Genomic DNA, 12,792 nt, shown 5'->3' on the forward strand with positions numbered 1-12,792 from the left:
CTTCTCAAAGGAGTTCATCCCCCCATCTTCCTCCCCTATCTCATAGGGGCAGTATCAGTTATGAAAACGGACATTAAAAAGTGCGATAGCACCGTCCTAACTACCTATTTTTATATAGTTAGGGCGGTGCTATCGCTAAATTTCAAGACCATTTACCGCAAAAACACAAAGTAAACTACCGTTAAAATACAAAGTAAAACGTCGCAAAAATATAAAGTAACTGTAGAAAACATGATTTACGATAAAGCCATATCAAGGGTAGATGGAGTAAAGGTTATACCTTTGGCTACATTAAAAGACTAGAAAAAGCTAATTTTTCGATAGAAAACTAAGAAAAAGTTTGTTTTCTATCAAAAATTTGACTATCTTTGCACCCAAATGAGAAATATTCTAATTACATTAGGCAATATTCCAGTAACATCTTCGGTCATTGCTTCGCTATATCCAGATGTAAAGACCAAGTTTGCAAAAGTTGCACAGCTGGAAAAGGCGGGTGAAATCATCCGCCTCAGGCGAAATCTGTTCGTTGTAAACCCACAAGAAACGGGACAACCACTCTCTTCCGGACTTATCGCCAACCATCTGTTGTCTCCATCTTATGTATCTATGCAGACGGCATTGAGATATTATGGTTTAATACCCGAAGCAGTATATACAGTTCAATCCATGACTTTTAAGACAGCAAAGGAATACAATACACCCATAGGCAACTTTTGCTACTATCATATTTCAAGACCCACCTATCCTATAGGAATTACGCAGATAAAGGAAGAAAACAATGTCTATATAATGGCTACTCCAGAAAAGGCATTATGTGATTTGATTGCCAACCAGCCAGGTATCAAACTGAGATACAAAAAGGAAGCATTAGAGTTTCTGGAAGAAAACCTAAGATTTGATATGGACAGATTCTACCAGCTCAATCCCAAGATATTCGAAGAATATGCAAATATAGGGAAAAAGGCAACATCCATACGCACAATATTAAAACTCTTACAACATGAATGAGATATACCAAAATATGTTATCAGCTTATGATCTTTCTACAGATCAGGCTAAAAGAAATGCTACTTTTGAGGTAAACCAGCAAATAATTCTTGCCGGTTTGTACCAAGGCGGCTTCTTCGAAAAGGCAGCTTTTTATGGTGGAACCTGCCTACGCATTTTCCACGGTTTAAATCGCTTCAGTGAAGATATGGATTTCTCTTTATTGAACAAAGATGAAAGTCTTGACTTCTCCCAATACTTCCAACCAATTATCGACGAGTTTGATGCCATCGGGAGAAGAGTGGACATACAGAAGAAGGACAAGAAGAATTTTGGAAAAGTAGAATCAGCCTTTTTAAAAGATACCACCGACGTTTATGACATTTCCTTTCAAACAGAAAAGTCCATCAAAATCAAAATTGAAGTAGATACCAATCCACCTCTCCATTTTACTACGGAGCAAAAACTTCTGATAGAGCCTCGTTCTTTCATGACAAGATGCTTTACCCTTCCCAACTTATTTGCCGGCAAAATGCACGCATTAGTTTATCGAGCATGGAAAAACCGGGTAAAAGGACGCGATTGGTATGATTTCGAATGGTACATCCGAAATAGAATTCCTCTAGATTTCAGACATCTACAGGAAAGAATCAAAGAATTTAATGGATGCGAGAAATCAAAAGAAGAATTCATTGCCGACTTGGAGCAAAGACTAAAATCTGCAGACATCAAACAGGTAAAAGCAGATGTGATGCCGTTTATAAAGAATCCTAAAGAAATGACAATCTGGTCCAACGAATACTTTCTGCAATTGGCAAAAATGATAAACTTTGAATAGTTAAGGTATCTCCCATCCCTATCACATAGGGGCAGTATCAGTTTTGAAAACGGACATTAAAGGGGGTGGGCTTCCACATTTCACAAGAGAAAAGAGAGGGGAATTGCGGCAAGCATTCCCCCCTATATATATAATAAGGTGTAAGCTCAGGAGTACAATCGGGAAAGGAAGAGGTAAATAGGCTTCAGCGGGAGAAAGACATTCCTCTCCAACTACATCTCCCAAAAGTTTAAGAAATGCTAAAAAGGCCCTTTTTGGGCATTTTTCACTAAAAAAATGCATTTTTGGGACAATTGATTCAAATCAAGGCAAAATTGAACCAATTTGAACCAATTCAGTTTCATTTATTTTATATATCTTTGCACCCAAATATGAGTTAGTTATCAACGTAAATTGATATTCTTAACGATTGTATAAAGTAAATGAAATTATTCTTATAGGGGATATGACAATACTACTTATCATATTAATAGGAATCGGAATATTTGTACTTCTCGGCATTCTGGGCTGGGGAATACAGCTTTTGGGATTTCTCGGAGGACTCTTAGGTGAAGGCATCACTGGATGCATAGGATGCTTCATCAAGTTCTTTTGGGTGATTCTGCTAATAGCTATATTTATTGCGCTGATACAATAACCAGTCATTTAATCTTAAAAACAATAACCATTATGACATATTGCAAGAAATGCGGCGCAATGCTGCAACCGGGAATGAAATTCTGTACGAAGTGTGGACAACCTATTGACTTGCAACCACAGGCTCCAACCCAGCCACAAGGAGTTAGCAAGCCTCAACGTCCTCAACCACTGAAAGCTATGGCTCCTCAACAGCCTATGAAGCCTCAACCTATGAGACCTCAAGCACCGGGTATGCCCCCAAAACCGATGCAGCCTCAGCGCCCAGTAATTCCTCAGGCTCCACAGTCTCCACAAGCCCCTCAGACTCCACAAGCCTGCAAGGGTATGTTTACCAATGCCGTTCGCTCTGTAGCAAACGCCATGACTGGTGGTGCGCTCAATCGCCAGATTGCAGAAGAACAGAGAAGAGCCGTTAACCAGCAAGCTACTGAAAGCCAGTCGGAAATCCGTGATGCCAGAAATGCACAGCAGCAGGCTGAACAGGCACAGATTGCAGCCGAAAGAGAAGCTGAACGTAGCCGCGACCGCCGCAGTATGGAAGCTGTGGATGGTGTTGACGTGGTAAGAGGCAGAACCATCTGGAATATCCAACCAGGAGAAATCGCTCGCAAGATTAGCGAACGGGAACTCGACGAAATAGAAAAACTGAAAGGTATCATCGTTCAGGAAGGTTGCACCGCCATCATTTTTGCCAATGGTGAGCTGGTTTCAACCCTCTCAGCAGGTGCATACCTCTTTTATAAGTCTGTAGAAGAAGAGCAGGCTGCTATCAAGAATGCGGTAGAAAAGGCTGAGAAAGATATGGCTGAAGCCGAAAAGCGTGAACGAGACCGCAAGCGCCAGGCTGAGCCTACCTTCCGCCAGCTCGGTATCGTAGGAGAAGTAGGCCGTGGCTTCAACTGGCTCGGTCGCATCATCTTCGGCGAAAAGAAAGGTGAACAGAAAGAAAAAGCCAAGAAGCGCCAACTGGATTATGCCCGCATCTTAGCCCGCATCACCCAGGCTCCTATCCTGTCAGTCTATATCGTCAGCAACCGTTTCATCACCCTCACCTTCGGTGGAGCAATGAACGAGAATGGCGAACTTGCCTTTCAGCCATACACCATTCCGATGGGCATCCATGATGTGCAGATTGGAGTATCTCTCCAGATGAGCATCAGCGATATTCATACCTTCGCCACCAATTACCTTACCGACCGCAACAGCGTAACAACTAGAGAATTACAGCAGTTGCTCAATGGTACCGTAGAAACCCTGTTGCGCCAGGAACTCCGCAACCAGAACTACGAGTCTGCCGGACTGACTGCCGAAACTGTAAATGTACTGAAAGAGAAGATCCGCCAGACCATCAACCAGCAGGTATTCGGCATAGAATGCACTCAGGTTCTGAATATCACCGACAGCAACCAGGACTTTGAGCGTTTCCGTCAGGTAGAACGCCAGCTCTATAACACTGAGAAGGAACTCGACTTCATGCACCGCACCGGAGAATTCCGCAACCGTATGGAAGTAGAGGCCAACTCCCAGCAGATTTCTTCAGCACAAAATACCGAGGATTTGCGCCATGCCCTCCAGGGTATCAACCAAGACCAGTTGCTCCACGATGATGAGTTGGAGGAATTCGTCCAGATGCTCGAAAGTCAGAAGCGCATCCGCCAGGCTAAGACCCAGGAAGAGGAGTTCGAAGCCCTGGAAGACCTCCGCAAGAACCGTCTAGTCAAGCAGGAGGAAATGGAAGTGCTCGAAGATGAACTTGCACACAAGAAGATTCCTCGTGAGGAAATCACGGAAATCATGCGCATCCAGAGCCAGCAGAACATCGACACAGCCCGTCTCAAGGCAGAATGGGCACTCGATGATTCCCGTACCGACCACGACTGGGAACGTGAAGATCTGGAACGCCGCCGTAACTGGGGCATCGAAGATGAAGAGCGTGAACGCCAGTGGATGCTGGAAGAAAAGGAATACAACCGCGACTTCAACCGAAAGGCGAAGGAGGATGATTACGATTTCCAGCAGATGATGCGTCAACGCGAACTGGATAAGGAAGACCATCTCCTGGCACGCAACGAGAAACTGGAAGACGACCACCTTGCCTATGAGCGCAACCGCCAGGAAAAGATGGACGATGACCAGTTGGAAGCCAACCACCATCAGCGCCAGATGGATAAGCTGCAGCAGATGGCTCAGATGCAGGCACAGCTCGACCAGCAGAAATATCAGCACGAAGAAAACGTAGCCACCATTCAGAGCAATGAACAGATGAATCGTGACAACCATTTCGCCAATATGACCGCCGAACAGATTCGTGCCGCACAACTCTCCCACCTCACCGGAGATGCACAGGTAGCTATGGCAAACGCCTATAGCGGCGAGAAGGAAGCCGAAAACCTGCGACAGACTGCAGCAGAAAAGGAAGCGATGATGCAGCAGATGCTACAGATGCAACAGCAGAACAGCAATGCTCAGATGGAAGCCATGATGAAGATGGCCGGCATGATAAAAGATACAGCCACCGGCATCAGCGGCACCCAGCAAAGCCAGCAGCAACAGCGCATCAATCAGTTGGAAGAGGAAAACCGACGCCAGCAGGAGCGAGTAGATCATACCCAGGATGTGGCTATGAACAACATCTCGCAGGTAAGCACTGCTGCCGCCAACAATCTGAACGCCTTCAATGGTGGACTCGGTGGAAATTCTGCAGGAAGCCAAGCAGCTCCACAACAGGCAGCTCCTCAGCAGGAATTGATAGAATGCCAGTGCTACAACTGTGGACACACCATCCACATTGCACCAGGCACTCCAAACTGTCCAGACTGTGGCGCACCGTTCCAATGGTAAGCCCTCTCCAGAAAATGCAACAAGAAGTCTAAACATATAAAGTAATCAGACTATGAGCGATATTAAACTTGATGGTGATGCGGCTGTGGTAGGCGGAATCCATTCCGACTCCCACAATACGCAAAACAACTATAACACCTCAACAACAACCCATACCACCAACAACAGTACGGTTAACAACCAGACTGTATATGAGGCACAGAAGACTCAGACTGAGATCTATCAGCAGAATGAGACTCTCTTTCTGCAGGCTGTGCAGGAACGACTGGTGGATGGCAAGTTGGATAATCAGAAGTTGGCAGAGCTCAACCAGTTGAGCATCCAATGGCATATTGCTCCCCTAAGAGCCAACCAGATCATAGATCAGGTACGTCAGAACATCCATATCCTGCAAGGCAGCAAGGGCAACGAATTCCTGGCAGAGCAGATTCTGACCGAGGTCTTCAATGCCATCCAGACCAACCATACCGACATTCTGAAACGCAAGTTCAACAGTCTGGAGCAGTTGGCACGTGTGATGACGAATGATAACAACATCCAGTTCTACTATCATCTGTTGCTTGCCTCGATGTATCCCGACAAGTGCGCCCTTGCCTTCTTCGGTTCCCGTACCGATAACTACTGGCAACTCTTCTGGGCTCATGTAGCGTTCATCAAGACCGGCAATATCGACAATGCCACCGTGCTTCTGCCAAGAATGGGCGGTTTCGGTTGTCCGCAAGGCGACATTGCCCTGCTGATGGCTCTTGATAATCTTGCCGACTACCACAAGAATGGAAAGCAGGATTACTACAGACAGCAGACCATCCTGTATCTCGACCAGGCCGTACAAAACGGAATGAGTGAACCGCTAAGTGCCCTATGGTATGCCGTGAAAGAGATGTTGGAGGATAAGCCTCAGCCAGAAGAATGGTATCAGTTCTATTGCGATACGACCCTTTCGGAATTTATCCCGAAGGAGAAGAGCAAGATGGCTGTACCACCTCAGATGCCTACACCTCCTCCGATGCCAAAGTTTAATGCCCAGAACGTGAAGCTCAACCAGATGAGAGGCTTCAATCCTCTGCAGGCTGCCAATAATATGGGATTGGGAAGCGTCAATGCGATCAGTCAGCAGCCTCAAATGGCAAGTATGCCAGGCGGTGCAACTCCTCCACCTATGCCGGGACAAAGCAAGGCGGCTCCACAGCCGGAAGCCGTGCAGATGGCATCAGAAGCTAGAACAGCCGATGAACCCATCGACCAGCCCGACCCCTTGGAAGACCACTACGGCATCATCCTGACAGATGGCAATGCACTGGCTAGAAAATACGGTTGCACCATCCAGGAGGTATATGATGTCTTCAACGACTTCATACAGAATGCCTACGACCAGCAGATGTACTGGACATTCCTCGACATCTCGCAATATGGACTGGATTCCACCCATGAGACTCCATCCTGGATAGAATGCAATGAAGCAGTATCCCGCTGCATCGCAGACAACAACCTGACAGCTGGTCCCGACCTACACCTATTTATAATAGGAGGTGACGATGTGATTCCTATCCCTCGCGTCGAAGACCCATGGCCGTATGGCGGCGAGCGAATCCCTACAGATACGTGCTATGCCTTCGAAGGCACCTATATCGTAGATTTGCTGGATAGTCGCGATTCAGACTTCACCGTAGGTTGCGCCCGCAACAATGTGGCCCGTCTGCCTTTGGAAGACGGTCAGCTCGATACGGATATCCGAAGCGACATCGGTGCTTACTTCAACATCAGCAGTATGTATGGCGGCGGTATTCCTGTTGGCAATGTTCTGATGATCAGCAACCGCGACTGGATTCCAGCCAGCTGCACGATGACCCAGCACCTGCCACTCCTTTACAATACCGACGATCCTGAGCTGATCCGCAACGGAATGTATATCAGTCCGAAGCTGCTGACCGAAGATTCGGAAAGCCTCAGCATCTATTGCAAGTCTTTGGACAAGGCAGATATGCTGATGTTCAATCTTCATGGTGCCGATGCAGAGGGCATGTGCGGATTCTATAGTGAGGATGAAGCTTTCAATCCTTCGCTCCTCAACCAAGGCAGGGCAAGAGTCTTCAATACCGTGGCTTGTTTCGGAGCCCGATATGCCGGTTACAAACGAAACGACTCCATGTTGCTCAGCGCCCTCTACGGAGGTGGCGTATTGCTCTATACCGGTTCGCTCATTCCGGTTCCGATGTTCTCTAATGAGGAAACGGATGAAGCCCGCCAACTTCTGTTGAATCCAGGCACAGGCAGCGAGGTGCTGATGCGCCTCTATCCGCTCTATCAGTTCAAGGGTATGACGGGCGGAAAGGCGATGCTCCAGGCTAAGTGCGATTACTTCAACATGTGCCGACATGTAGAGGATGACTGTTTCTCTATGAGCACCGCCCTGATGTTCTGCCTCTACGGCAACCCGATGCTCCATGTCCGTCGCAGGGAATATGTGGTAGAATCTGCACTGCAGAATGATGCGATGCCACCAGCTCCTATCAAGGCAGACGGCTCTCCGCTCAAGAAGACCATGCGACAGCGCCTGCTGCAGAAGGATAAGAGCAACCAGTCGCTCATCGACCAGATTCGTGGTTATGTGGATGAGAATCTCAATGCCATCCGAAACATGGTAGAGCAGCATCTGTACCAGCAGCTGGGCTTGAAACCGGAAATGCTGGATAGCATCGACCAAGTAAGCCGACCTACCATCGACGGCAATTACGAAACGGGATATTCATTCAACTATCACGACGCAAGCCGCCAATATGGAGCAGACACCTTCGTAGAAGTAGATGCCCAGGGCAAGACGAAGCGAATCTATACAACGAAATAATCTGTCCCCTACAAAGGGATTCTATAGTAAATAACAAAAATAATAACAATCATAAAAACTGAAACATATGGGATTTTTTGGTTTTAAATCTTCCAAGGAAGTAGAAGAAGAAAAAAGACAGGCTGCCGAAGAAGCAGCGAGAAGAGTGGAACAGAACAACCTGACCAACCTCAGCAACCTGAGCAAGGGTAGTCAGCTGAACTTTGCCATCCCTTACTTTGATGTCTTCGACCCACGCCTGCAAGATTATGGCGTACCTGTATCTGTACATGGTGCCGTAGTATATGCCATCGAGGATATGGATCTCTTCCATAGTGTGAACCGAAATGAGGGTTACAGCGACGAGACTTTCAAGAACAAGCTTCGTGGCCAGCTCACCAAGTTCATCAAGAGTGTAGTTAGCAATGCCCCTTCTGACGCTCAGATTCCTGTAGTTCAGATTGAACGCAAGATTTTTGAGATTAGCGAACTCATCCAGCAGCGTGTTACTCCACAGGTAGAGAAGCTTTTCGGCATCACCATCCGCAGTCTCGACATCACAGGCATCAACGTGGATAAGGAGAGCCGTGGCTATCGTGAACTCAAAGCCCTCACTGCCGATCTGGAGAAGGAGCGTATGATGGCTCAGCATAATGCCCAGATTTCCAACTTCAACCTCAACAACGACCTTCAGCAGGATATGCTCAAGAAGCAGTCTGAGCTGAATCTCGATGCCATGGGCAGAAAGCAGGAACTCGACCTTGGCGGTCAGGAGGAATTGCAGCGCATGAACTTGGAGAACCAGCGTGAAACCATGCGTATTCAGCGTGAGGAGATGCAGCGTGCTTCTCGTCTCCAGACAGAGCAGACCTTTATGGGTGCTCATCAGGCAAACCTCAATGCTGGTGTTCTCAACAATGCCACAGATAATGGCATCAATGCCTTCCGCCAGCAGACTATGGGTGGTGGTATGAACAACATGGGTCAGATGGGCGGAGCTCCTCAGATGCCAGGTCAGAAAGGCATGGGTGATGCACCTCAGATGCCGGGAATGGGTGCTGCAGTTCCTCAGGTACAGTATTATATTGGCATCAATGGTCAGCAGTATGGTCCATGCGATTGGAACAAGCTCCAGCAGCTCGTTCAGCAGGGTCAGCTCACCCAGCAGTCATACGTTTGGAAGAAAGGCATGGCGCAGTGGGAGTTTGCCGGCAATGTAGCAGAACTCGCTCCATTGTTCCAAGGCACCGCCCCACAGATGCCGGGAATGCCTCCTACTATGCCGGGGATGTAATAGTCTTTCAATAATTAATCTTTAACAATTAAAGATATTAACAATTATGTTTTCAAAAGAATTAGAGAATTTGATTCAAGCAACCCTAGAAGATGGTGTTCTTGAAGACTATGAGAAAGCTGCGCTCGTAAAACGTGCGACAGCAGAAGGTGTTGATCTCACCGAGTTGGAAATCTACATCAACTCCATATTGCAGAAACGCAAGAAAGAACACGATTTGGCAGAAGATGCCAAACAAGAAAAGATTGACCAAAAGAAGAAAGAGGAATTTGGTAGAGTATGCCCTAATTGCGGCAGACAGATTCCTCCTATGACCGTGAAGTGTGAGTGTGGGTATGAGATTACGACCCCTGTTAATTCTGTTTCTTCAGTTCAGATTCTTTCAAAGAAGTTAAGCGAGATAACCTTAACAGAATCTGAGAAAAAAGAAATAGAAGAGGCTGCTCCTTTTCAAAAAAACGGTCTAAAGGAGAAATTCATTGCTGACAAGAAAATAGATATAATATCTACATTCCCTGTTCCTAACACCAAAGAAGACATCATTGAATTTTTAGCTTTGTCAGTAGCAGGAACTAACAAGAAATTGGGCTTCCTTGACATAAAAATTAACTGCTATAAAATGGTGGCAATTGCAGGTATTATTATACCTATTGTTGGTTGGATGTTTGGTGCACTTTTTCTTATATCTAAATCTTTTGCCGAAGAGAAATTGAAAAAGGCTTGGCGCGAGAAATTTGATCAAGTGATGTCTAAAGGACGTAGCTTGCGAGGTGATGCTGAATTTACTAAGCAACTAGACTATTACGAAAGCATCTTAGAAGAGTAATGGATTCAGGAATTATCATTTCGCTAATACTTGGCTCCGCAAGTATAGTTAGTTCTATCTGTTTTAGATTCATTCCAGGATTACGTAGAAGTAAAATAGAAAGATTAGAAAAGAAAGTCAGCACATTAGCACAAGATATAGACTCTTTCTATGCCATAGAGCAATCTCTGCTAGAGCAACTTTCAGCAGCAACTGGGAAAAATAGCAAAACGCTAAAGGAAAATACTAGAAAGCAAGTAAAGATAGAAAAAGGAAGAGCACTAAGTTCTTATGCTTGTCCAAGCGGAATTGCTTCTTATTTATAAACAAGACGATGTCGTAAACAAGTACGACATCGTCTTAGAAACTATAACGAAGAATTATGGATACATTTGTAGAAAAATTAAACAACAATCCTATCTTCCAGCTATCCTTATCATCCAAAGAGTTGTTTCATAGCAACTTTTTGGCATGGTTAGCAGAAGATAAGAATACGCAAGCCCTTTTCAAAAAGATTCTTTCTACCTGGTTAGGAGAAGATACTTTTGATTATAATACAGATTGTATGGAAGTCAAACGCGAATACAAGAATTTTGATTTTAGTATTTGCGAGAAAATAATCAACGATGAGGAATCAGAAACGGGAAAAATCCGTCTGGTTCTAGAGAATAAATTCAAGAGTATAGCTTATAAGGCTCAGCTTGAAAATTATCAAAAGAAAGTTGACGCTCTTAACGAAGAGGCAGACAAAGCACAATGTAAAGTAGAGTTGAAGTTAAAAAGACTCAATACTGCAAAGTTTGAGAATTGGAAAGGAAACGCAAAACTTCCAAAGACAAAGTATATCTTACTCACATTAGCTGAAGATTTCTTAGACAAAGAAGCTGTCAAACAATCCGGATGGATAATTGTGACATATGCAGATTACTCTAAAACCCTACACGACAATCTGGCTCTTGTCAAAGATAAGTTTTACAAGGAACTTCTGGAAAAATATTGCGAGTTTATTGATGCATTCTACACATATACCAACAACTGTTTGGAAAAAATTAAATATACTGACAATTGGGAAATTCTCAAAAATGAGGATTTTTCCACCCTCCGCTGCAATGATATATGGCAGAAGCTTGTTATGCACCAATGTGCCTTGCAATTAACCAAGAAACTAGAAAAGAAGTTTGGTGAAGATTTTCAGCCAATAATCGTCACTTCTGATCAAGAAATCTGGGGAGAAAATGGTACTGAAAATAAAGACAAATTATTTATGAGAGTTAGCTACTACCATGGTGAAGCCCTCCTTGAATTGAAGTATCTTATCCCCCAAAAGGGTATCTTTGTGCTCCAACAGCAAGGTAACCATCCTTTGAGAGCCGGTTTTTTAGATATGCTTTCGAAAAAGCCAAAATATTCCAAAGAACATGATACAAAGAATTGGAATGAAGAGACTGATAGGATCATTAGAGGAGCTAAACTTGCAACTATGGTTCCCCCTAAGAAAGTGGAATCAGAAGATAAGCCCCGATACAATTCTTTTGGAGTTTTCTATTATAACGATTTAAATACCGTTACTAAAAATATAGAAAATACGCTTGATGATATGATTGACAATATCAATCAAGTTATTAATCTTGTAAAATAGCAAAACAAGTGAACAAATAAAATTATTTTTACTATGTACAACGAGAAGTTAGAAGCACTCATCACTGCAGCATTGGCAGATGGTGTATTGACTGACAAAGAGAAGAATCTTCTCTTCAAGAAGGCCGAGGCCATGGGCATCGACCGCGACGAGTTTGAACTGGTACTTGAGGGTCGTCTTGCTAAGCGCAAGAAAGAAATGGAAGCACAGGCTCCTCAGGCAGCTAAGCCTGCTAAGAAGGAAGGTGCAATTCCACAGGAACTTGATGACCTCATCAAAGAGTACCTTACCGACGGTATCATCTCTACCAAGGAGCGTCAGGTACTTTTGAACAAAGCACAGGCTCTGGGTTTGAATGTTGACGAGGTTGATCTGTACATTGATGCACAGCAGCAAAAGGCTGATCAGGCCGTAGCAGCAGCTATGAACAAGCGTCGTGGCAAGACCTGCCCTTACTGCGGTAGTTCTGTTCCTGAACTGACTGACAAGTGCCCTAATTGTGGTAGCAACATCACACCTGAGGCAAGTGAGGAGTTAGAAGACATCTTCGAGCACCTCGAATCTGCATTAGTTAACTTCAAGTCTGGAGAAGATGTAGAGAAAAACAAGGCAGAAGTAGAGCGCTATGTTCGCAAAGCAAGAATGTATTATGGCAACAACCCTAAGATTCAGCGCTTGCTTGATGAGGTTGAGGCAGAATCTGAAGCAGCAAAGGTAGATGCAAAAAAGAGATTCTGGTTGGATTTAATAAGAAGAAATAAGCAGATTGTAATAATTGTTGTAGGATTTATTGGTCTTGCTGTTTTTTGTTTTACTGTTTATAATTTGCTTTCTCCTGACAAAGCTTACAATAATGCCCTAAAAGAGGTTGAAGCAACAACTGAGCAAGTTGTGGATATCCTTAATTCCGCAACACTATAATTTA

The 12,792-nt window shown here is 44.7% G+C and carries 9 protein-coding genes; all 9 read left to right on the forward strand.

The window, feature by feature from the left end:
• The first annotated feature begins 378 nt into the window (after positions 1-378).
• The 9 genes from DW657_RS14770 (at position 379) to DW657_RS14810 (ending at position 12,788) form a co-directional block, all read left to right on the forward strand.
• Positions 379-1,008 (forward strand): hypothetical protein, encoded by a 630-nt coding sequence (locus DW657_RS14770; protein WP_118313215.1) that lies wholly within the window; start codon positions 379-381, stop codon positions 1,006-1,008.
• Positions 1,001-1,825 (forward strand): nucleotidyl transferase AbiEii/AbiGii toxin family protein, encoded by an 825-nt coding sequence (locus DW657_RS14775; RefSeq protein ID WP_118313216.1) that lies wholly within the window; start codon positions 1,001-1,003, stop codon positions 1,823-1,825. The genes DW657_RS14770 and DW657_RS14775 overlap by 8 nt, the downstream gene beginning before the upstream one ends.
• A gap of 669 nt (positions 1,826-2,494) precedes the next feature.
• A complete protein-coding gene (locus DW657_RS14780) occupies positions 2,495-5,305 on the forward strand; it encodes a zinc-ribbon domain-containing protein (RefSeq protein ID WP_158577397.1) in 2,811 nt (936 codons plus the stop codon).
• A gap of 52 nt (positions 5,306-5,357) precedes the next feature.
• Positions 5,358-8,150 (forward strand): hypothetical protein, encoded by a 2,793-nt coding sequence (locus DW657_RS17930; protein WP_158577398.1) that lies wholly within the window; start codon positions 5,358-5,360, stop codon positions 8,148-8,150.
• 67 nt (positions 8,151-8,217) lie between these two features.
• The gene (locus tag DW657_RS14790; protein WP_118313218.1) at positions 8,218-9,423 is read left to right on the forward strand and encodes an SPFH domain-containing protein; all 1,206 of its coding nucleotides are present in this window, start codon (positions 8,218-8,220) and stop codon (positions 9,421-9,423) included.
• 46 nt (positions 9,424-9,469) lie between these two features.
• The gene (locus DW657_RS14795; protein WP_118313219.1) at positions 9,470-10,249 is read left to right on the forward strand and encodes a hypothetical protein; all 780 of its coding nucleotides are present in this window, start codon (positions 9,470-9,472) and stop codon (positions 10,247-10,249) included.
• Positions 10,249-10,554 carry a hypothetical protein gene (locus DW657_RS14800; RefSeq protein WP_118313220.1) on the forward strand — a complete coding sequence of 102 codons (306 nt, stop codon included), beginning with the start codon at positions 10,249-10,251 and terminating at the stop codon, positions 10,552-10,554. Before DW657_RS14795 ends, DW657_RS14800 begins: the two co-directional genes overlap by 1 nt.
• A 56-nt stretch (positions 10,555-10,610) precedes the next feature.
• Positions 10,611-11,867 carry a PD-(D/E)XK nuclease family protein gene (locus tag DW657_RS14805; protein WP_118313221.1) on the forward strand — a complete coding sequence of 419 codons (1,257 nt, stop codon included), beginning with the start codon at positions 10,611-10,613 and terminating at the stop codon, positions 11,865-11,867.
• 33 nt (positions 11,868-11,900) lie between these two features.
• Positions 11,901-12,788 (forward strand): hypothetical protein, encoded by an 888-nt coding sequence (locus DW657_RS14810; RefSeq protein ID WP_118313222.1) that lies wholly within the window; start codon positions 11,901-11,903, stop codon positions 12,786-12,788.
• Positions 12,789-12,792: the final 4 nt, after the last annotated feature.

This window comes from Prevotella sp. AM23-5 (assembly GCF_003473645.1).
GTDB classification, from domain to species: domain Bacteria; phylum Bacteroidota; class Bacteroidia; order Bacteroidales; family Bacteroidaceae; genus Prevotella; species Prevotella copri_A.